Here is a 20,923-nt window from a genome sequence, read left to right on the forward strand (position 1 = left end):
GCCCTGTGGGTGGTTCCCAATTCCGCTTTCCTGCGGAATTGTCACTCCTGCTTCAAAAAAAGGTCGCGCCTTGCCAAACGAAATAACTGCGCGTTTCCAAAAGGCTCTTGAAGCAGTGTTTCCTTTCAAGAAAAAATGCCCACAGGCACTATGAAGGTACCCCTGTGCGGTGAAGATACTGAACGCAATGTTTCAACATATGAGGCTTTGATATGACAACTTCTGCCCCCGTAGACCCGCGTGCTGCAATGGACCAGAGTGCCCAACTGGACCTGGTGCACCGTAAAATGGCCATGGACGACCTGCGCAACCGCATGGGCAACAGCAAAGATAAAGATGGCAAGTTGCGTGATGCATGCGAAGGGTTTGAAAGTATTTTCATTCAGCGCATGTGGGAACAAATGCGCAAGAACGTGCCTAAAGAAGGCTACCTGCACAGCAAAGATGAGGAAACCTACCAGTCTATGTTTGATGTGGAGCTTTCCAAGAAAATGGCTTCTGCCGGGGGCATTGGCCTTGCTGAAGTGCTGTACCAGCAGCTTTCCAGCCGGGCAACCAACGCCGCCCGCGGCACAAGCCCTGGGGCCATGGACAACAAGCAACCCCTGCATGGTGTGCAAGTACCTGCCGCGCCCCCACAAGAGCTTGAAGCGGCAGCACAACCCGTTGTCGAAAAATTGACGCAGGAAAACCTTTACTCTACCTATACCCCTGAAGCAGAAGGTGAGGCCCCTAATGCCGGGCAAGAACCCCTGGCCCAAAACCCAAAGCCGGAAGGGGAAGCCGTGGCGCAGGAAGAAGCTGGCGCAGGGCAAGGGCCCATGGCGGCTATTTCCGGGGTGGTGGCAAACGCCATTGCCGCCCTGCGGGCAGAAGTGGGGGAAGGCCTGTTTGCAACGGAAGGCCCCGCCGCAGCCCTGCCTGAGGGTGTGCTGAATGCCAAAAAAACACCGCGCGGCCTTTTACCCCAGGAAGCTGCGTGGCCTTATGAAGGGCAAATTACTGGCCGCTTTGGCTGGCAAGACGACCCCAGCGGCAAGCGCCGCTGGAACCCTGGGGTGAGCATTGCTGTCAACCCTGGCGACGCCATAACCCCCTGCCTGCCGGGCCGGGTAGTGTATGTGGGTGAACGCGGCGAATATGGCGATTCCATTGTGCTTGAACACGCCGATGGGTTCATGAGTTTTTATGGCAACGTCCAGGGAAATGACTTGAAGGTGGGCGACGCTGTAGCCGCTGGAACACCTTTTGCAAGGGTAACGGCAAACCCAGGATTTATCGCAGAAGGGGAAAAAACTGCCCCTCTGTTTTTTGAAATAAAGCGTGGCGAAATGGCGTTGAACCCGGAAGCCGCTATTAAAACTGCTATGGTGGCCAGTGTTCCGACACGGTAAACACGCGTCCCCCGCCCCTGCACCATAATGAATAAAGGAAGAAACCATGTACAGCTTGATACACGATAACCTGCACCGTCAGTTTAAAGCCCTTGGTGTATTGGAAAGCTTGCTGGATGAAGAATTTATGCTGCTGCAAGACCGCGACGCAGAAGGCATTACCAGCCTGGAATTTTCCATTCATGAGCTGCTGCGGCAAATTGCCAGGGAACGAATTACCTTGAAAGACACCATGCAGGGCACCCGCTTGCTGGAATATGCCAGCATGTTGCCGGAAGATGAAGGCGAAGCGGTGCGCCGCCTGTATTACCTGATAGATTCATTGGAACAGCGCTGTGCCCGTAATGCCGGGCGTAACGCAGAACTTTCTCTTGCTTTGTATGACCAGGGGCAGGCATTGCTCGACTTTTTACACGAAAAAATTAACCCGCTGTGCACAGATGTGTACGGGGCAGGCGGCAAGCTGTACCAAGCCAGACCTACAGCTGCCCTCATTTCAGGGAGGCTCTAATGGCTCTTGGTGTAAACTCTTTGCTGAACATGGGTAACGGGGCTCTTTTTGCCTCGCAGGCTGCCATTCAAACCACAGGCAACAACATTTCCAACGTCAACACGGTGGGGTATTCCCGCCAAAGTGTTGACCTGCGCGAAAGCTATTCCATTGACTACCGCCCGGGCCAGGTGGGCCAAGGGGTGGAGGCAAGGCAAATCATTCGTGCCTTTGACCGCTTTGTAGAAAGTGCCTACCTTGAAAAATCAACCCTGCAAAGCCGCTATAATGAACAATATAGTATGCTGCGCACGGTGGAAACGGCGTTTAACGAATCTAACACCGCAGGCATTGCCGACGCCATCAGCCAGATGTTCAAGGCCTGGAGCACCGTTGCCCAAACCCCAGACAGCCTTGCAGCCCGCACAGCCCTTACAGGCAAGTCGCAAGACATGGCCACCATTTTGCGCAATACAGACAATTACCTTGGTGAACTGGAAGAACAGCTTACCGGCATGATTGCCCAGGAAGTGGACAAGGCTAACTCCCTTATGCAGGATATTGCCCGCCTGAACCGGGAAATTAACGCCCACGCTGTGCCAGGGCAGAATAACCCCAACTCATTGATGGATGAACGCGACAGGAAAGTACGCTCCCTTGCCGAAATCATTGATATTCGTGTTCAAGACGATGGGGCCGGGCATTTTCAGGTAACTACCTCTGCTGGTATGCGTCTGGTACAAGATGATATTCCCTTTTCCCTTACCATGAAGCCCCCGCGTGTGGAAAATAACCTGAGCATTGGTTCCACCTACAACGGCACTGCTGGCTTTACAGGAAAAGATGGCTATGAATATACCCTTGATGTAGTGCAGGGTGGGAACATTGACTCCACCGGGGCTGTTCCTGCCCCTGCGGGCACAGCAAAATACCGTGTTTCCCTGGACGGTGGCCGCAGCTGGATGAAGGACGACTATGGCAATGACCTGCTGGTGGATGCCACCGATGAAGCCCATAGCGCTAAGGTAAAAGACCTGCAACTGTTCTTTACAGGAACAAACCAGTTGCAAACGGGCGACCGCTTTGTGGTGACCCCCAAAACGGATGTGTATTGGGTAACACCCACGGCTGGCCCGGTGAACATTTCCACCCAGATTTTTCAGGATGGCCAGGAAAACGCTTCACGCATTACGGGTGGGACGCTGGCCGCATACCAGGAGTTTCGTGACCACCGTATTGGGCAATACCGCGACACACTGGCCTCCCTTGGCAACAGCATGACCTGGGAAGTGAACCGCATTCACAGCCAGGGTGCTGGCTTAAAGCCCCTTACCAACGCCTTGGGCGAATTCCAGGTGCCCCGTGTGGACATTCCTTTGGGTTCGCGCAGTTCCGGTTCCCAGTGGTTTGACAAATTGCAGTCTGGCAACGTGACCTTTTCGGTTTACGACAGCACCACGGGCAAACCCATTACCGCGTACCCCGGCATCCAGGCATTTTCACCAGACAACTTTGACCCCAGCCAGCATTCCCTGGAAGACGTGGTGAGTGCCATTAACACCGGGCCTGCCTCGGCCCACTTAACAGCCAGCATTGTGGACAACCGCTTGCAACTTAGCGCCAAGCCCGGCACCCAGTTTGGTATTACTGCTGATACGTCTGGCCTTGCCGCCGCCCTGGGCATTAATGCCTACTTTGTGGGTGACGGCCCTTCCGACATGCGGGTGCGTGACGAACTGGTGAAAGACCCCAGCATGATCAATGCTGCCAGGGTGAACGGCGCAGGGGAAATTAACCCCGGCGACAACCAGATTGCCACGGAAATTGCAGGCCTTTTGACCAAGGTTGTGGACTTTACCAACGGCAGTGGCAGCAAGGTTAAGCAAACGTTTTCCGAATTTTACGGCACCCTGGTCACAAAAATAGGGGCAGACACTGCGGGCGTGGGCTTTCTTGCCAACACCACTGGGGCCATGGCTAATGAACTGGCCCAGCGCCGGGAAGAAATTTCCGGTGTGAGCCTGGATGAGGAAATGAGTAACCTCATTAAGTTTCAGGCTTCCTACAAGGCGGCCGCCAAGCTTATTACCACGGCAGACCAGATGATTCAGACGATTCTTGGCCTCAAACAGTAACAGGGAAACGCTGAGTTATTCCGTTTGGCTGCGTTGCTTCATTTTTTTTGAAACAGTCGAGGACGGAAGAGTCCACTCCTGCTTCAAAAAAAGTTCGCGCCTTGCCAAACGAAAAACTGAGCGTTTCCCAAATGCCATTCAATTCGTAATGGGCAACACATCATTTGTAGCATAAACGCTCCTCCGGTTACCGGGGGAGCGTTTTCCTTTCTCCACTCGGGCGTTGGGGAGATGCTTCGGCGGCGTAGCCGCCTTCGCTTGGTTTTTGCGGCGCGTGCGCCGCACCATTCCGCTATGGAGTTACTTGTTGTAATAAATGGCTGTGCCACAAAAAGTAATCGCTACATTCTTGAGGGAGTGGAAGAGAAACGACTGCACGTTGCATGAGTGGGCGGGCGCAGCAAAGCGCGCATGGGCTGGGGGCGGCTCGAAGAATTATCTGTAAGGTGCGGCGAAGCGTCGCCCATTTTCCTTCTCTTCGATCTAACAATACACAGGGCAAAGGCTCTGCTTATGTGTTCCCCTGCGAAGCCACCCTAAATCCCGGCAAGGGCCGCGCTTCGCGGCTTGCCGGGGGGATTCTCTGGAGGGCAAAGGGGAAATGATAGAATTTTTTGTGCAGGCAAGGCGTACGGTATTTTTGCAAGGGGCTGACCTCACGGTCTGCCTTGCAGCAAAACTGCCGCACAACGAAGCCTGCGCGAAAAAGGCTAGTTTTCCCTCTGCCTTCCAGAAGCACCATCCCTCCCCAAGCCCTTCTCCGCTCCTGCGCGTTTCCCTTGCCCTGGTGGAAAGGTAGGGGTATGCTCCCCCCCATGAAACAATTTCCCCCTGCCATTATGGTGCAAGGCACCTCGTCCAATGCGGGCAAGTCACTGTTAACAGCCGCGTTATGCCGCATTTATACCCGAAAAGGCTTGCGCGTTGCCCCGTTCAAAGCCCAGAACATGACCACCTTTGCCTGCGAACTGCCCGGCGGCCTACGCATGAGCGGGGCCCAGGTGTTACAGGGCATTGCCGCGGGCAGGCCCCCCAGCACAGCCATGAACCCTGTGTTGCTGCTGCCCCGTGGCTCCCAGGGGTCTGAGGTGGTGGTGCAGGGGCGTAGCCATGGGGTTATGCCCTTTGGTGAGTATACCCGGCAGAAGGAAGCTATTTTTTCCCACGTGGCCGAAGCGTATACAAGCCTGGCCCGTGACGTTGACCTGATGCTACTGGAAGGGGCAGGCAGCCCGGCAGAGATTAACCTGCAAGCCAACGATATTGTGAACATGCGCATGGCCCGTTTTGCCGGGGCCAAGGTGCTGCTGGTGGGCGACATTGACCGGGGCGGGGTGTATGCCCACCTTTATGGCACGTGGCTGCTGGTGCCGGAAGCAGACCGGGGGCGCATTGCCGGGTTTGTGCTGAACAAATTCCGGGGGGATGCGGCCCTGCTTGCCCCGGCTAACCAGGACATTACCCAGCGCACCGGGGTGCCGTTTATGGCAGTGGTGCCTGCCCTGAATGTGGAAGGCCTGCCCGAGGAAGATTCCCTGAGCCTTGGGGCAAATGCCAGGGGGGCTGTGTTGCAGGGGCACATTGATACGACGGAATCGGCACAAGAACATGCCGGGGGGCAGGGGACAAGTTTTGCCCAACTGGCTGCCCGGTATGACGCAGCCCTGGAGCGTTTGGCAGATGGGGTGGAAGCCGCGTTTGCCCCCGGGGTGCTGGACAAGCTCGCCCGAGGTGAGTGTGTGGAGACTAAATAACAGGTAAAGACCATTGCAACACTACGGTTGCCTACTTTTTTCATCATGTTTCGTTCTGCGTAGGCAGACCGCAACATGGCCTAAGTCACAAAAAGCACTTATTACGCTGCAAAAAACCACCTTGCTCTGTTTTTCAGAACAAGGTGGTTTTTTCTGTGGCAACTGCGTTGGGAAGCACGGACTACGGGGCGTTTTGGAAACGCGCAGCAGGCTCGCAGGAGGCTATTCCAGCACAAGCTCCACTGTGGTGGCATTGGGCCGGGTGCGGGAAGAAACCTTCACAGGCCGCGTCAGGTCAAACACAATGCGTATGCCTGTGGGGTGGTTGCCAAGGCGTGAACCAGTGGCAACAAGGCCCCCTGGCACTTCCGGGGCTGACGCCTTTTTCCACGTGCCGGGCAGGTCAATAATAAGTCTGTCTGGGCCAGGCAACTGAGAGACCTTGAAAGGGAAGGTGGAGTCAGTGCTGGTAATGCGCACCACAAATCCTTTGCCGTTTTTTTCTACCCGAATGCCCCCCATGGTGTGGGTAGCTGTGGCGGAAAGGGATGCTTCATCCACCGTAAAGGGCGTTTCCTTTTTGGGGGCTTCAGCCTTTTTCACAGGTTCTTCTTTGGGGGCAGGGGGTTCAGCCTTCACTGGTTTTGCCGGGGTGGCCTCAGGTGCTTTGGGCGGCGTTGCCGTTGTGGCTGCCGTGGTGGTTTTGTTCGCCTGGGTGTTCGGCTGCACTGCTGTGGGGGGAATTTGCGGCAGGGCCGGGGTGGCTACTGTGCCAGCTGGTTTGGCAACGGGTTGTTCCTGGGGCGCTGCAACAGAAGGGGCTGCCTGTGTGTCTGCCTGGGAACCAGCTTGTGTGCCCACTTGGGCCATGGGCTGGGAACTGGATTGCAGTTGTGGTGCCGGGGCCTGGCTGCGGTTTGCAGGCACCGCTTGCGGTAGCGTTGGCACAGTGGAAGGTACTGTGGCGTTGCGCTTGGCTGGCAGCACAGCCTGCGAGGCAAGGGACGTTTCTGTGGTGCGCTGCGGCGGTGTAACCTGGGTTTTGCGTGGTTGTTCGCCTGTAACCACCACAGGGGCGGTTGGGGCAGGTGGCATGGGAAGGTTTTCAATCTGCGGTTCGCGCGGGGGTTGTGGCAACTGTTGCCGCAGGGCAACGGGCGCGGGTTGTTCTGCTTCCATATTGCCATAAAAAACAATGCCCATGGCACTTAACAAGACAAGCAGAATGAGCAGTGTAATTCCTTTGTTCATGACATCCTCAGTTAGGGAAACGCTTATTTATTCCGTTTGGCGGCGTTGCATTACTTTTTCTGAAACAGTCGAGGACAGAAGAGTTGACTCGGCCCGTCCTGGGCCTCGGCCTTCGGCTCCCGCCTTGCAGGCAGTTCCCAATTCCGCTTTCCTGCGGAATTGTCACTCCTGCTTCAAAAAAAGCTCGCGCCTTGCCAAACAAAATAACTACGCGTTTCCACAATGGTATTTAATCAGTGTTTCCTAAGCTATGGTGCGGCAAAATCTCGTGTTATCGCGAAGAAAGAAAGGCAAGAAAATTCTTGGCAGCGGTGAAGTCCGGAGCCGCTTCCAGGGCCTGGGCAAGGTGCATTCTGGCAGCCGCCATGGCACCCAGTTCCACTTCTGTGCGGGCCAGGTTAAACAGCACGTTGGCGTCGTTGGGTGAACATTCCAGTGCCCGCTGGTGGCACAAAAGGGCCAGTTGGTGCTGCTGTTCCTTGCGCAGGGCAAGGCCAAACTCTGAAAACATATACTTCATTTGCCATGAGTTGGGAATTTGACGGCGAATGAGTTCTTCCATGTCCCGCAGGGTCATGGCATTTTGTTCATTGCTCATATGGTCAAGCAGCAGGGTAAATTCCTGGCGCATGGCCTGTTCAATAACCTTTCGGCGGCCTTCATTCAAGTTGTCCAGGGGGCTTTTGGCGGCAGGAACCGGGCTGGAAACAGGTGTGGTAAACTGGGCACCCTGGGCGGAAGGCGCAAGGTGCGCTGTCATGTCCACGGGAACAGCAGGCACCGGGGGCTGGGGAAAGGCGCTTTGGGCAGGCTGCCCAGGTTCAAAGCAGGTGTTGTCCATAATAAACTGCGGTTGCGGCTGGCCCTGGAACTGCATTTGCGGCTGCTCCGGTAACTGGGGCTGGGGCTGCATTTGTATTGGGGCAATAAAGCCAGGGTCTGCAAAGCCGGACTCGTCACTTTCATACCCAATATGGCTATGCACTTCCATGGCATAGTCCTGGGGCATGTCCTGAAGGGAGTTGTCTTGAGCCATGCTGGCCTGGGCTGCCTTGGCAGTTCTCTTTGGTCCGTCTTCATCGGGCAGGCTGGGGGTGGCCAACTGGTGCAGTGTGGTGCCGCTGGCCTGGGTGCGCCGTTTAAACCAGTGTTGCAGCAAGGTGGAAGAATGAGCAGAAAGCTTGGGCCGTGCTGTGGTAGCCTGGGGCAGGGCGTTAAACGCACTATGGAGCAATTCCCCTGGAATAGTATAATTTGCGTTTGTTTGCAGGCCGGCATTGTCCAGGCCATTAATCCAGAACGTACCGTCTGCCCGTTGCCACGCTTGCCACAGGGTGTTGGGTTGGGCCAGGGAAAGCCCAAAGTCTGTTGCCAGGGGAAGGGCAAGAAACGTACCGATAAATTTAGCAGATTCCATGGGCATTCCTTTGCCGGAACATTCCGGACGAAATGTGCACTTGCCCTCCCCCGGTGTGTGGGCTGCGAGCAGTAAAGTAGGCACAGCCGGGGGAGTGGCAGTATGTGTGCTATTCATACATTATAGTAATACTGCCCGGCTATCTTTATCTTCTTGAGTAAGTGTTTTGCCAAACACAAAACAAAAAAAGGTGAGTATAATGGCGAACAACACGCTCTGCGGGGCAAATTTGCAAGCAAAATTGCCTTAGTGCTCCCCGGCTTATTGGCCGGACAGCACTGACTCTACATGAGAATAAAGATTATTTCCAGTAGCATCGTGCAGGGTAACCGGGGAAAATGGCACAGGCCTTTCATGGAAAAGTGCATTATGCCATGCGCCTTTAGCGTTCAGTATTACGGCAAATATTTCTTTCTGTGCAGAAAACATGCAATTTGCATTCCTCTCTGGCAGGGCATTTTTGGTTGTTGGCAGCAAGGTGATTTTGGCATATGCTCTTTTCCATGCATGAAATGTCCCTTGCCTCAAACCTGCTTGAAATGCTGCGGCAGGAAATGGAAAAGCACGGAGCAACCCGCCTTATTGAAGTACGGGTCTGCTACGGGCTTCTTGCCAATGTTGTGCCGGAATCGTTGGAATTTGCCGTTATGGCCCTGACGGAAGGCACTCCCCTGGCCGGGGCCAAGGTGACCATGCAACCCATTCCCCCCTTGCTCCGGTGCATTGGGTGCGGGTGTGAATTTGAACCAGGGGAAGCCCGCCTTGCGGTGTTCAGCCCCTGCCCGCAGTGTGGTGAAGATTTTGGCCATAGTGTGCTGCGGGGCAAAGAACTTTACCTAGACAGCATTGAGGTGATGTAGGATGGAAATAGCCGTTACGCGCAATTTGCTGGAATCCAATGAAAGTGTTGCCGCAGAGCTGAAAGAACTTTTTGCCCACAAAGGGCTTCTGGTTCTTAACCTTATCAGCTCCCCTGGTGCGGGTAAAACTTCGTTGCTGGAGCGCACCCTTACCGACCTGCGCGGCGAATTCCGCATGGCAGTTATTGAGGGCGACCTGCAAACGGATAACGATGCCCGCCGGGTGGCAGCCACCGGGGCGCAGGCCGTGCAAATTAATACCAATGGTGGGTGCCACCTGGACAGCCGCATGGTGCGTGACCACCTGGCTCCTTTTGATCTGGCAAACCTCGATATTCTATTTATAGAAAATGTGGGCAACCTGGTGTGCCCCGTGGAATTTGACTGCGGTGAAGACCACAAAGTTGCCTTGTTAAGTGTTGCCGAAGGGGATGACAAGCCGGAAAAATACCCCCTGCTGTTCAATCTTGCCAAGGTAATGGTGCTGAACAAGGTAGACCTGTTGCCGTATGTGGATTTTGATGTGCAGCGGGCCACACGCTTTGCCCGCCAGTTGAATGCAGCGCTTGGGGTGTTTCCTGTTTCCTGCCGCAGTGGCGAAGGGCTGGACCCCTGGTATGCGTGGTTGCGGGCGGAGCGTGCCGCTAAAAAACAGGCATAGCCTTAGCTACATACGAAGTTGGGGCACCACTGTTTGAAATGTTTTCTCCAAGGCCGCTTCCGGTTTATTCCGAAGGGGGCCTTTTTTATACACTGTGACCTGCTGCATTTGCGGCAGGGCCGTGGTACAGCGGGAAATGGACGAATACTAATGCAACTGAGTGTTTTGGTACGGGCATGAGTAAGAAAAAAGAGCAGACCTTCCATTCTTTTGTCGCCCTTGGGGAAGCCAGGGCGCACTCTAAGGAGGCGCGGCACGGCAAACAACCCGGCACAGGCAGCCACGCATGTCTTGCCAGCCCTGCAAAAACACCCAGTTCAGGCAAAAATGGCGTGCCACCGCGCACTGTTCCAGAAAACACGGGCACAGGCAATGGGAGAAACGCTGCCTTTACAGAGGGCACAGACCCTGCTGAAGCTTCTTTATTTTTGGCTGCCATGGCTGCGGTAACCCCTGCCGGGCACAAACATGCCAAGCATTCCCCCCCCCAGCGGCCCCATGCGGGCAAAAAGAACAGAGCAGGCAGGGCTGCCCCTGCCGAGGCAGGCATGGGTGAAGAAGAGCGGTTGTTTCTTGCTGCTACGAGCCGTTTTGGGCAACCACTCACCCCCCTTGTTGCCTTTGGGCAAGAACAAGGTGCCAAGGCCCAGGGCAAAAAAGAACAGCAAGGTGTACCCCTTGGGCAGCAACCTTTTGCGCGGGGTACAGGTGTTTTCGGGCAGCAGGCCGAAAGTGCCTTGTGGGCCAGGGAGGCAGGCGGTGAAGAGCGTATGAGTACTGAAGAAGATTCTTTGTTCAGCAAAGCCATGCAGGGGGTTGCCCCGGTCACCACCCGTGGCAGGCAGGTGCATGCTGTTGCTGGTAAAAAAGGGGGTGCGGCTACGGAAAAAGCCGCCGCCTTTGTTCTGGCAGATTTATTGGCAGGCAAAGTGGAGTTTACCCTGGCCAACACAGGGGAATATTTGGAAGGCTATGTAAAGGGCACAGACCCTATTGTGGTAGAAAAGCTGCGGGCTGGTGCTTTTAGCCCGGAAGCGCATGTGGACCTGCATGGACAAAATGCCCAGCAAGCCTATGATTCCCTGCTGTTTTTTATGAAAAATGCCTACCAGCGCAACTTGCGGTGTGTGCTTGTTATTACCGGGCGGGGGAAAAATTCTCCGGATGGGGTGGGGGTGCTGCGCCCCCAGTTGCAATGCTGGCTCACGCGGGAACCCTTCAAACGGGTGGTACTGGCTTTTTGCACAGCAAAACCGGGGGATGGTGGCCCAGGGGCTGTGTACGTGTTGCTGCGCAAGTTCAAAAAATCCCGTGGCAAAATTATGTGGGAGAGGTTACCGGCCCACGATGATTTCATCGACTGCTAGAGAGTGTCTACACGAGTGCCTTTTTATCTCTTCCTGCGTCAGATTTCATCGTGTATTTCAGTCATGTACCAAAGAGTACACTCCTTCATACACGACTCATCTTCCTTGGTAGAGGATAAAAAATCATCTCGTGTAAACACTCTCTACGAAAACGCGCATTGTTTACGTTTGGCGGCGTTACTTTATTTTCTCCGCTCGGGCTTCGTGGAGATGCGCGGGCAGCAAAGCTACCCTGTAACGCTACCTATTACCGCCCCGGCCACGGTGGGAGCGCCCTGAATCTTGCCCCTCGCTTTGCGGGCTACTTTGCTGGATGTCCTCAGGCCGTTTCCTCTCCCTTACTGGCTGTGGCTGGCTTGTGCGGCTTGTTTCTTGCGGCTGCATGCGTTGGCGTTGTTCGCCTGGCTGGCGCTGCTCATATTCCTGCCGCTGCTGCATACGCTGGTGCTCTTCGCCTTGTTGGCGCTGCTGCATACGTTGGCGTTCTTCGCTTTGCTGGCGTTGCTGTTCATAGGCAGTGCGACGTTGCTGTTCTTGTACGCTTTGGCTTTGATCCTCGCTTGGGCGGCGGTATTCTTCTCTGCGGTCTTCAGTTCTGCCGTAATTGCCTCTGTGTTCGTTGTTGAAGCGATTTTCTTGTTCTCTTCTGTCGTCTCTTCTGTCGTCTCTTCTGTCGTCTCTTCTGTCGTCTCTTCTGTCGTCTCTTCTGTCGTCTCTTCCGTTGTCTCTTCCGTTGTCTCTGCGGTCATCGTGCCAGTTGTTGTCACGGCGGTCATCACGCCTGTCATCGTGGCGGTTGTGTTGTTCTTCCCGTTCGTGGCGTTGGCGCATCTCCCGCAGGCGGGCTTCTTCCCTGGCTTCCCAGACCATGCGTTCACGAATAAGGCGGTCGCGTTCTGCCGCAAAGGCCAGGCGCTCAAGGTCAAGGCGTCTGTTACGCTCATGCACATACACCACCCAGGCCTTGTCGTAGGGGGTGTCGTAATACACCGGGGTGGGGGCACGGTAGGAGCCGCCGCTGTATGAAGCGCCAACGGAATAACGGCCTGATGTGCCATAACCTGAACAACCTTGCAGGAACATACCTGCAAGCAGAAGGCATATTACAGGCCCGGAAGGGGTGTGTCGCATAAAAAGCTCCATGCTTTTTTGTATACGTCGTGCAGGGGAAAACCCCAGCCCCTCCATTATAGTATGTTTGGTGGGGAAAGCAATATGCCTGCAAGGCAATAACGATCTTTATTTTCAGGCCAGTACAAAGTTTTTTTGTGCTTTGTGCAGCAAGCTTTTGCGTAGTTGCCCATGCTGTATGTTGCCGTTTGCGCGTGGCGCTGCAAGCCAATGTTGTGTTTATGGGCCGGCACCGTACCTGTTTCCTGCTAATTCGTGGTTGAAAGCCACAGGGCTTGGCTGTTATGGTGCTGTGCGCCTGCTGCTTGCATAAGGAATGCGCAGGCAGTAGCACGCTTTGAATTTGCTGGAATTGTATTGCAGGAGAACCCATGCACACATCACACACCGCTGCTTCGCCCCGCAAGCAAATGTTGCAAGCCTGGTGGCAGGCAGCCCGCCCCCCGTTTTACATAGCCACCCTTATTCCTGTGCTGTTGGGGTTTGTGGCGGCAGGGAAAGATTTTGGCAGGTGGGATGTGGCCGGGCTTTTGGGTATTATGCTTATTTGCCTGTTGCAGCACCTTGCCGCCAACCTTGCCAACGATCTGTTTGACCACTTGCTGGGGGTGGATACTGGGGATACCATTGGTGGCTCCCGCGTTATTCAGCAGGGCAAAATTACCCCGCGTGCCCTGGCCGTGGCCCTGGTGCTGCTGTATGGCGGCACGGTGGCGTGCACGGCTGTGGGGGTAAGTTATTTTGGGTTGCCGCGCTTGTGGTGGGTGGCTTTGTTTGCCATGTTTTCCAGCTATTTTTATGTGGCCCCGCCCTTGCGGTATGGGCACCGGGCCATGGGTGAAGTGATGGTGTTTGCCAACATGGGCCTTGCCATGGCCGGGGGCACCTATTACGCCTTCACTGGTGTGTTTGACGCCCGCATTGTCAACCTTGCCATGCCTGTGGGCCTTATGGTGGCAGGTATTTTATATTACCAAAGCCTGCCGGAAATGGAAACAGACAAAGCCGCTGGCAAGCATACCCTTGCCAACGTGCTGGGGCCGCGCCTTGCCGTGGGGGTGCTTTTGGTGTGGTGGCCTGTGGTGTGGGGGCTTTTGCTACGCCTGTGGGTTACAGGTGCTGCGGGGTGGCCTGTGCTTGTAGGGGTGGCAGGCAGTGTGCCCCTGCACATTATTCTGATGCGCCGTGTGCGTAGCAACGGGGGCCACTGGCTCAGCCTGGACGCCCACGGGCACTTGGTGCGTAAAATGTACTTGCTGTGTGGGGTTTCCCTTATCCTAAGTGTGTTGTTCCGCTAGGAAACGCTGATGGCATGGCATTGGTGAACCGCAAGGCCATTGTATCCGAGTACACCCACATGCGCCTTGCCGCTTCACGGTTTTTATGCTTGCTTTTGTTATTCAGCGGGTAGCACAGCCAAGTTCCCAAAAAACGGCATTCCCCTGAATAAATGCCCTTGCAAATAGCGTGGGGGTATTATACTTCCAGCCTGTTTCTTGCTGTATTTTTTGTATTCCTAAGGAAGGCCCATGTCTGCATCTCCCCTGAACACCAGTGCTGCGTCAGTCTCTGTATTGCTACAAGAGCTTTTCCCTTTGTGCCGCAGCCTTACCGGCCCCGGCAACCGGGAAACGCTGGCCCGCTTGCAGCGCCTTATTCCCCTTACGGTGCATGAATACCCCAGCGGCACCCAGGTGTATGACTGGGTCATTCCCAAGGAATGGAAGCCCAAGGCAGGCTCTGTAAAGGGGCCGGATGGCCGTGTGCTGATAGATTTTGCCGAGAATAACCTGCACCTTGTGGGGTATAGCGCCCCTGTGGCAGGCCAGTTCAGCCTGGAAGAGCTGCGCCCCCACCTGCACTGGCTGGACAATGCGCCAGAAGCCATTCCTTACCGCACTTCCTATTATAAGGAAGATTGGGGCTTTTGCCTGAGCCGCAAGCAGTTTGAGGAGCGCTTTGCGCCTTATGGCCCGGAAGCGCGGTTTACTGTGACCATTGATACAGCGCTGGAAGCGGGTTCCCTCAGCGTGGGCGAGCTGCTTATTCCGGGGGAAACCTCGCAGGAAGTGTTGCTTTCCACCTATTTTTGCCACCCCTCCCTAGCCAACGACAACCTGAGCGGTGTGGTACTGACGGCTTTTCTGGCCAAAGAACTGCTGGCCCGCAAAAACAAATATTCCTACCGCATTGTGTTTGTGCCGGAAACCATTGGGGCGGTTGCCTATTGCGCCCATAACGAAGCCGCCATGCAGGCCCTGGATTGCGGGTTTGTTATTACCTGTGTGGCAGGGCGCGGCCCGTGGGGCTTCAAGGGCAGCATACATGGGGAGCACCGCATTAACCGCGTTGTGGAAACTGTGCTGCGTGAATTTGAACAGCCTGTGCTGCGCTACCCCTTTGACCCCCATGGCAGTGACGAGCGCCAGTATTCCAGCCCAGGTTTTCGCATAAATACGGCCTCCATTACCAAAGACAAATACTACGAATACCCGGAGTACCATACCTCATTGGATACCCTGGACTTTATTTCGCCAGAGCATTTATGCACCACCCTGCGTATGCACCTGCGGGCGCTGGAACTGCTGGAAGACGACGTGTTTTATGAAAATGTGAACCCGCAGTGCGAAACCATGCTTTCCCCCCGTGGGTTATACCCCAGCGCAGGCGGCGGCATGATGCCAGGAACAAATACTGGTGCCCAGTTGGATTCCATTTTATGGTTGCTCATGCTGTGCGACGGCGCAACAGCCTTGCCGGAAATTGCCAAACAGGCCAACCTTTCCCTGCAAGAGCTGCGCGACATGGCAGCGTTTCTGGAAGGGAAGGGGTTGCTCCGTAAATGTGCCTTCCCTCATGTGAAAAAAAACAATGCCCTTGCGGCAGGCCGTTATGAACACAAATAACCACAGGCTGGAAAAAGCCCAACTTGATGCCCAATGGGACAAGCTGGTGGCTGCCTCCCCCAATGCCACCGTGTTTTCTCACCGGGCCTACCTTGAAGCCCTTGAAGGTCGTGTTGGCCTGTACTACCTGTATAAAAAGCAGGAAGTACGGGGCGGGCTGGTGGTGGCGGAATCTGCTAATGGCGAAAACGCCGTGCTGCACCCCTTTATGATTTATGGCGGCGTATTGTTCCCCAATATTGCCCACAAGCAAAACAGGGCGCAAATCAATTCCGAGCGCTTTGAACTGTGCGCTGCTGTTGCCCAGGGGTTGCCCACCCTGTACCGTGAAGTGGAACTGGCCCTTTCCCCTGGTGTTACGGACATTCGGGCTTTTTTATGGCATAATTATGGGGAAGAAGGCCTGCATTACCAGCCAGACGTGCGGTATACTGCCGAGGTGCCCATTGCTGAACTGGCTACCACCCCGCGTGATGCCAGCGACCTGTTTGCCCAGTGCTCTTCTGCCCGGCGGCAGGAAGTGCGCTATGCCGAAAAAAAGGGCGTGCAGACAGAAGAAGCGTTTCTGCCAGAACAGTTTACGCAATACTACGCTAAAACCATGGGCCGCCAGGGCATTGAGGTGCCCGCAACGGAATGCGCTGCCATGGAGCGCCTTATTACCGCCCTTGGGGCAGCGGGGCTGGCCCGCATGTTTGTTTCCCGCACCGCCCAAGGGGAAATTGGCAGCATGGCGGTTATGGCGCTTGACCAGTACCGGGCTTACTACCTGTTCGGCGCAAGTGACCCGGCCCTGCGGGAGAGCCATTGCGGTTCTGCCGTGCTGTGGGAGGCGTTTACTGCGCTGGCGAAAGATGGGGTGCAAGAGGTGGACCTGGAAGGGGTGAATAGCCCCAAACGCGGGTGGTTCAAGTTGAGTTTTGGGGCGAGTATGAGGGTTTATTATGAGTTGGGGTTGAAGTAGCGGTGTGGCCGCTGCCGTAGGTTTGGAGAGTTGGTATTGCGTAGTTTTGTGCGGCGTGCCGCCGCCCCAGCCGCCACCCCAGCCGCCGTCGTCCCTGCAAAGGCAGGGGTCCAGTATTTTCAATATGATAGCGTGTAGTTTGTGCGGCGTGCCGCAGCCATGGCCTAAGCACCGTCATCCCCGCGCAGGCGGGGATCCAGTATTCTTAGGGGGTTAGGCAAAATTTTTGCGGCGCAAGCGCCACACCATTCCTCTTTTCTCTTTATTCTCCCGCTCCGCTTGGGTCAGGGGGCCCTTGTGCGGCCCCCTAACAACCCCACACCCTTGGGGCTCTGCCCCAAGACCCCGCTAGGCTACGGCCCGCGCTCAGTAGATTTGTTCCGCTCACTCGAAGACTCGTACGCTGCACAAATATATTCGCGCGGAGAGTACACCGTGCCAAGCGAAGGCGAAGGGGCGCTTATCGGTTACTTGCCAGAATAATCTGTTGTGCCACAAAAGGTAAGCGCCACTGAGAAGGGAAGCGGCAACTCAACAACCGCACTTCGCATGAGTGGGCGGGCGCAACAAAGCGCGCGTGGGATGGGGGTGGCGCGAAGAATTATCTGTAAGGTGCGGCGAAGACGCCGCGAGATTGTTTTGATTTTTGGGGAATGGTGGAGCGTGTAGATTAGGGGAAGGCACACCACACAAAACTACCCCAAAGATTCTTCAGAACTCCATTACGCTATTCTCATCACTATGTCATAAGCCTGCAACCAAGCCTTACCACAACCCCTGCCTTCTGCTATGAGAAAAATTGCTACCGCGTATTCGTTGTGAATGGGCGGCGCAATCGTATTCTCCTATGGCAGGAGGCAGTAAATGCACCCCATGAGCACAGAAGATTTTTTACGTGAAATTGTGTTTGGTAACAATGGTAATGCCAGCAGTTCCGGCACCCTTCTTTCCGGAGTTTCAAGCTTCATGCCTCCGCAAGCGGCAGGCTGGCAAGACACTGCGCCGCGCCAGTCGCTGCTTGGTTCACCGCAGGCAGGTTCCAGTGCCAGCGCATTCCGCATGCGTTGCACCACCAACCACCTTGGCAAGATAGAAGCCAAGGAAGAACACACCCCCAATGAAAGTACCCGCTGGGAGTATACCTATGACGTTGCCGGGCACCTTGCCACGGTGCGCTGCAACGGTAAGGTGACGGAAGAATACACATACAACGCCCAAGGCCAACGCATTGCAGACTGCGTGCCCCGTTCCCTGCGGCATATGGGTGGGCAGCGGCGGTTTGCCTACAATTACGAGGGGCAACTGGTGGAAGTAAACTCCACCCGCTTTTACTACACCGCCTCCGGCACTCTGCGGGGCAGGCAGGAAAACGGCAAAAACACCTATTTCAGCTACGGCGACGACACTCGGCTGGACAGCGTCACCCTGCCTTCCGGGTTTGAGGTGCGCTACGAATATGGGCAAAGCCTGCTGCCGGAGCGCATTCACGTGTCGGGGCGGCTGGTGGGGGAATATCGCTGGCACAGTCCGCTGCAACTGTACGAATACTACGACGTGATGCAGGACACCCGCTACACATTCCAGTACAAGGGAAACCGTGTGCCCGCCGGGGTGCATATCAGCGGTACCGGGGCGGCATTCATACGTGAACGCTTCCAGTGCGGTAATCTGGATTATTATTCACCAATGTTCCAAGCACAAGGGGCCACAGACTCCCTGTTCCTGCACATCGGGGCCGACCAGGTGGGCAGCATCCGCACCTTGAGCACGGAAGACGGCCGCATGGTGAAGGAAATCACCTACGACAGCTTTGGCAATGTCCTGCATGACTCCTTCCCGGAATTGTCCTTCCCCCTAGGCTTTGCGGGCGGCCTGGTGGATGAACACACGGGCTTCGTGCGCTTCGGCTACCGCGACTACGACCCGCAAACCGGACGCTTCACCGCCCAAGACCCTGCCCGCGACCTGCGCGGCGATGCCGATTTGTACGACTACTGCGTAGATGACCCCGTAAGTTGCATTGACCCGCAGGGGTTGGCGACACAGCAGTGGAATGAAAACCTGCACCCACGGGACGATGTGGGCAAGTTTACTTTTAAGGATGGGAGTGGAGGCGGACAAGGTTCTAACAAGAGTACGGAGGCTGATGCAAACTCTCAATCTGGAAAGGGCATTGGCAATAGTGTTGCCCAAGGGGGTGAAGATAAGGGCGCATCAAGTGCGCCTTCCCAAAAGGGAAGCACACAACGTGTTGGGGACAAAGTAAAAGAAGTGAACGGGGTTGAAGTCAAAGATGAAAAGGATAAGTACTATGTTATTGGAAAACGGCCTTTAGATTCAGTTGCTATAGGAAATTGGTATGGCGAGGGAGATAATAAATTCCAGCATCGCCAGCTCATAAAAAATGACGGAATAAATTTTGGGCTGACGGGTAATAACAATGGGGTTACTCCCTTTGAGGATACAAAAGATCAACTGAAAAAGTATGAATACTACGACGGCAACAAGTACAAGGCCGAGTTTATTGAAGCTGCGAAAGATGCACTTGAGCAGGAATGGCAAGAGGAACTTGGGAGAAGAAAGGAACATAACCAGGAAAGAAGTACACCTGCAAGAACGGGGGCGATCTTCCATGGTATAGATGAAGGCCTTCAGTCTGAAGCAAGGTACGGTATTACGCATTATAATTGCCAGGATTATGTTGATGATATCGTTGCAAGGGCAAAGAGAATTGCAGAAAGGAGGGGAGAAAAACTAGAAGTTGATTAATGTGCAAAGGGGTAACGCATAGTTCCCAGCGAGTCTCATTACTAGTACAATTCCACCTTGCATAGTGCAACATTAGCTATTTTATCCATATGTTGTATGTGTGGGGTGGATTACAACCTTATTCCCAGGGCGTTGTAAGCGGCAATGAGAAAAAATACGCCTGTAATTGAAAATACGAAGGATGATATGAACAAAAAAAGTGTAAAAGAAAATAAGAAATTCCATTTCGTTGCACGGTTATGATGGAGAAAGACAGTAGAAAAAGCTATCGCTAAAATAAGTGCCACTAAGTTGAGGGGAGCGAATTGAATTTCTGGGACTTCAAATAGATCATCTATTAAAAGATATAAGCTACTATTAATGAAAAATGTTTCTAAACCGAAGCACACGATAAAAAACGCTACCACCATCAAAGCAAAACGCCGCACAGAAACCTGCTTGAAAAAACCAGAATAAGCAAGGTACACCAATAACAGTATGCTTATGGCAAGGCGAACAAGAAATTCAACCAACATGGAAGGCTCCGTGCGAAAAGGTATATAGAAAATGATACAGAAAAATTAAAACATTTGCAATGAACAGTAGTAGTTCAGACTTGATCTGACAGTTGGCTTTGTTTTGATGGCATGGTACCTTTATCCAATTAGTTGAGGTGCAAAAGCAGCAGCCTAAAATCTTTTCCTGCTGCCCTTGTTTCTACCAATCAGGGGGCGGCACTTCTTTCCAGCCACCTTTTTTGTATTTCTTCCAGGCGGGGCTTACTGCTTCAAACGAAGGAATTTCCGGCTCCTCTTCATCATAGATAACATCACCTTGAAAACGGTAAGGACCATGCCTGCCATCGTCTCTATAACCGGGTTCATTGGGACAAAACATCCTTGAAAAAGGACCATTCGATCCAAAGCCCATTTTTCCATGCAATGCATACCGCTTGTTCTTTGCATCTATAAAGTACATTGAAAAATAGGGGTCTCTCACGCATTCCACAGTACCTTCCAGGGTTTGGTAGGGCAAAACTCGCGTGTTGCGGGGCACTCCGGGGCGGGTGTCAAGCCGAATAGCGCTGGGACGTAGCCATCGCATGTGAGAAATACCATTTTTTTCTTGTTCTTCTTCTACTATCATTTTTTCAGGAGTAATAATAAACTGCCTGCCAAGATTCATTTCCCATGCATTGGCGTCATAGGGATTGAAAGTAGAACGAGATATTCCTATTTCTCCGCACAAGCCTTCTTTGTCGTCATCATAGCATAAGAGAATATTAAAATTATTACCATCAGGTTCTGAGAAAACACAAGAAACACTTCCTTGCCCAGAATAACACGAAACAAACTCCGCCACGATATCCCCCGGAGCCGGGGGTACAGGGGCAGCGTTTTGGGTGCTATTGGCATTATGTTTCGCGGAACCCGCAGTCAGCGCAGGGTGGCTGCAAAGCAGCACACCAGCAAAGAGGAACAGACTGAACAACATGCGGCGCATATGGCCCCCGGATAGTTGGCGGTGCAGGGCAACGAGCAAATATACATATGACTATATATGAAGGCCAGGGCGCTGGCAATGGGTAAGGAATTGGGCTATCGCGGCGTCTTCGCCGCACCTTATAGGTAATTTTCAGAGCCTCCCCCACCCTACGCGCGCTTTGCTGCGCCCGCCCACTCATGCGGAGTGCGGTAGTTTAGGTGTCGCTTTCCTATACTGTAGCTATTACCTTTTGTGGCAAAGCCATTTACCCCAGCAAGCAACCGAGAAGCACCCCTTCGCCCTTGCTTGGCACGGTGTAATTACCGCGCGAATATGTTTGCGGGCGTCACGAGCGGAGCG

Annotated in this window: 16 protein-coding genes; 11 read left to right on the forward strand and 5 right to left on the reverse strand. The window is 54.3% G+C overall.

The window, feature by feature from the left end; genetic code table 11:
- The first annotated feature begins 212 nt into the window (after window positions 1-212).
- The 4 genes from G497_RS20355 (at window position 213) to G497_RS17480 (ending at window position 5,773) form a co-directional block, all read left to right on the forward strand.
- Window positions 213-1,394, forward strand: coding sequence for a rod-binding protein (locus tag G497_RS20355; protein WP_051257993.1), 1,182 nt, complete (start codon window positions 213-215; stop codon window positions 1,392-1,394).
- A gap of 46 nt (window positions 1,395-1,440) precedes the next feature.
- Window positions 1,441-1,905: a flagellar protein FlgN gene (locus G497_RS0108750; RefSeq protein WP_027187865.1), complete on the forward strand. Its 465-nt coding sequence runs from the start codon at window positions 1,441-1,443 to the stop codon at window positions 1,903-1,905.
- Window positions 1,905-4,019, forward strand: a complete 2,115-nt coding sequence (gene flgK, locus G497_RS0108755; protein WP_027187866.1) for a flagellar hook-associated protein FlgK — start codon at window positions 1,905-1,907, stop codon at window positions 4,017-4,019. The genes G497_RS0108750 and flgK overlap by 1 nt, the downstream gene beginning before the upstream one ends.
- Window positions 4,020-4,822: 803 nt before the next feature.
- Window positions 4,823-5,773, forward strand: a complete 951-nt coding sequence (locus G497_RS17480) for a cobyric acid synthase (RefSeq protein ID WP_051257994.1) — start codon at window positions 4,823-4,825, stop codon at window positions 5,771-5,773.
- 222 nt (window positions 5,774-5,995) lie between these two features.
- On the opposite strand, the gene G497_RS0108770 is transcribed toward G497_RS17480, so the two are convergent.
- Both G497_RS0108770 and G497_RS19190 read right to left on the reverse strand, forming a co-directional pair.
- Window positions 5,996-7,024: an AMIN domain-containing protein gene (locus G497_RS0108770; protein ID WP_027187868.1), complete on the reverse strand. Its 1,029-nt coding sequence runs from the start codon at window positions 7,022-7,024 to the stop codon at window positions 5,996-5,998.
- Window positions 7,025-7,295: 271 nt separating this feature from the next.
- Window positions 7,296-8,441 carry a tetratricopeptide repeat protein gene (locus G497_RS19190; protein WP_027187869.1) on the reverse strand — a complete coding sequence of 382 codons (1,146 nt, stop codon included), beginning with the start codon at window positions 8,439-8,441 and terminating at the stop codon, window positions 7,296-7,298.
- Window positions 8,442-8,932: 491 nt separating this feature from the next.
- Between G497_RS19190 and G497_RS0108785 the strand changes: the two genes are divergently transcribed.
- From G497_RS0108785 to G497_RS20140, 3 genes are all read left to right on the forward strand, one after another.
- Window positions 8,933-9,301 (forward strand): hydrogenase maturation nickel metallochaperone HypA/HybF, encoded by a 369-nt coding sequence (locus G497_RS0108785; protein ID WP_245576370.1) that lies wholly within the window; start codon window positions 8,933-8,935, stop codon window positions 9,299-9,301.
- Window position 9,302: 1 nt separating this feature from the next.
- Window positions 9,303-9,962, forward strand: a complete 660-nt coding sequence (hypB, locus tag G497_RS0108790; RefSeq protein WP_027187871.1) for a hydrogenase nickel incorporation protein HypB — start codon at window positions 9,303-9,305, stop codon at window positions 9,960-9,962.
- A 176-nt stretch (window positions 9,963-10,138) separates the two neighbouring features.
- On the forward strand, window positions 10,139-11,329 hold the full coding sequence (locus G497_RS20140; RefSeq protein WP_245576371.1) for a Smr/MutS family protein: 1,191 nt from the start codon (window positions 10,139-10,141) through the stop codon (window positions 11,327-11,329).
- 240 nt (window positions 11,330-11,569) lie between these two features.
- On the opposite strand, the gene G497_RS0108800 is transcribed toward G497_RS20140, so the two are convergent.
- Window positions 11,570-12,460, reverse strand: a complete 891-nt coding sequence (locus tag G497_RS0108800) for a hypothetical protein (RefSeq protein ID WP_027187872.1) — start codon at window positions 12,458-12,460, stop codon at window positions 11,570-11,572.
- A gap of 371 nt (window positions 12,461-12,831) precedes the next feature.
- On the opposite strand from G497_RS0108800, the gene G497_RS0108810 reads away from it, so the two are divergent.
- The 4 genes from G497_RS0108810 to G497_RS0108830 all read left to right on the forward strand — a co-directional run bounded on the left by G497_RS0108810 (window position 12,832) and on the right by G497_RS0108830 (window position 19,099).
- A complete protein-coding gene (locus G497_RS0108810) occupies window positions 12,832-13,758 on the forward strand; it encodes a prenyltransferase (RefSeq protein WP_027187874.1) in 927 nt (308 codons plus the stop codon).
- Window positions 13,759-13,989: 231 nt separating this feature from the next.
- The gene (locus G497_RS0108820; RefSeq protein ID WP_027187875.1) at window positions 13,990-15,366 is read left to right on the forward strand and encodes a DUF4910 domain-containing protein; all 1,377 of its coding nucleotides are present in this window, start codon (window positions 13,990-13,992) and stop codon (window positions 15,364-15,366) included.
- On the forward strand, window positions 15,353-16,330 hold the full coding sequence (locus tag G497_RS0108825) for a GNAT family N-acetyltransferase (RefSeq protein ID WP_034637323.1): 978 nt from the start codon (window positions 15,353-15,355) through the stop codon (window positions 16,328-16,330). Before G497_RS0108820 ends, G497_RS0108825 begins: the two co-directional genes overlap by 14 nt.
- Before the next feature lie 864 nt (window positions 16,331-17,194).
- Window positions 17,195-19,099: an RHS repeat domain-containing protein gene (locus tag G497_RS0108830; protein ID WP_027187877.1), complete on the forward strand. Its 1,905-nt coding sequence runs from the start codon at window positions 17,195-17,197 to the stop codon at window positions 19,097-19,099.
- 110 nt (window positions 19,100-19,209) lie between these two features.
- Here G497_RS0108830 and G497_RS0108835 read toward each other — a convergent pair whose 3' ends face one another.
- Window positions 19,210-19,614 carry a hypothetical protein gene (locus G497_RS0108835; protein WP_027187878.1) on the reverse strand — a complete coding sequence of 135 codons (405 nt, stop codon included), beginning with the start codon at window positions 19,612-19,614 and terminating at the stop codon, window positions 19,210-19,212.
- Window positions 19,615-19,795: 181 nt separating this feature from the next.
- The gene (locus G497_RS0108840; protein ID WP_027187879.1) at window positions 19,796-20,581 is read right to left on the reverse strand and encodes a hypothetical protein; all 786 of its coding nucleotides are present in this window, start codon (window positions 20,579-20,581) and stop codon (window positions 19,796-19,798) included.
- Window positions 20,582-20,923: the final 342 nt, after the last annotated feature.

This window comes from Desulfovibrio cuneatus DSM 11391 (genome assembly GCF_000430005.1).
Classification (GTDB): domain Bacteria; phylum Desulfobacterota; class Desulfovibrionia; order Desulfovibrionales; family Desulfovibrionaceae; genus Frigididesulfovibrio; species Frigididesulfovibrio cuneatus.

Bases quoted from the DNA above. Each gene is read 5' to 3' on its own strand.
- hypB (WP_027187871.1), top strand. From the start codon at position 9,303: ATGGAAATAGCCGTTACGCGCAATTTGCTGGAATCCAATGAAAGTGTT.
- G497_RS20355 (WP_051257993.1), top strand. From the start codon at position 213: ATGACAACTTCTGCCCCCGTAGACCCGCGTGCTGCAATGGACCAGAGT.
- G497_RS17480 (WP_051257994.1), top strand. From the start codon at position 4,823: ATGCTCCCCCCCATGAAACAATTTCCCCCTGCCATTATGGTGCAAGGC.
- G497_RS19190 (WP_027187869.1), bottom strand. From the start codon at position 8,441: ATGGAATCTGCTAAATTTATCGGTACGTTTCTTGCCCTTCCCCTGGCA.
- G497_RS0108810 (WP_027187874.1), top strand. From the start codon at position 12,832: ATGCACACATCACACACCGCTGCTTCGCCCCGCAAGCAAATGTTGCAA.
- G497_RS0108825 (WP_034637323.1), top strand. From the start codon at position 15,353: ATGAACACAAATAACCACAGGCTGGAAAAAGCCCAACTTGATGCCCAA.
- G497_RS0108820 (WP_027187875.1), top strand. From the start codon at position 13,990: ATGTCTGCATCTCCCCTGAACACCAGTGCTGCGTCAGTCTCTGTATTG.
- G497_RS20140 (WP_245576371.1), top strand. From the start codon at position 10,139: ATGAGTAAGAAAAAAGAGCAGACCTTCCATTCTTTTGTCGCCCTTGGG.
- G497_RS0108785 (WP_245576370.1), top strand. From the start codon at position 8,933: ATGCTCTTTTCCATGCATGAAATGTCCCTTGCCTCAAACCTGCTTGAA.
- G497_RS0108830 (WP_027187877.1), top strand. From the start codon at position 17,195: ATGCACCCCATGAGCACAGAAGATTTTTTACGTGAAATTGTGTTTGGT.
- G497_RS0108770 (WP_027187868.1), bottom strand. From the start codon at position 7,024: ATGAACAAAGGAATTACACTGCTCATTCTGCTTGTCTTGTTAAGTGCC.
- G497_RS0108750 (WP_027187865.1), top strand. From the start codon at position 1,441: ATGTACAGCTTGATACACGATAACCTGCACCGTCAGTTTAAAGCCCTT.
- flgK (WP_027187866.1), top strand. From the start codon at position 1,905: ATGGCTCTTGGTGTAAACTCTTTGCTGAACATGGGTAACGGGGCTCTT.
- G497_RS0108835 (WP_027187878.1), bottom strand. From the start codon at position 19,614: ATGTTGGTTGAATTTCTTGTTCGCCTTGCCATAAGCATACTGTTATTG.
- G497_RS0108800 (WP_027187872.1), bottom strand. From the start codon at position 12,460: ATGCGACACACCCCTTCCGGGCCTGTAATATGCCTTCTGCTTGCAGGT.
- G497_RS0108840 (WP_027187879.1), bottom strand. From the start codon at position 20,581: ATGCGCCGCATGTTGTTCAGTCTGTTCCTCTTTGCTGGTGTGCTGCTT.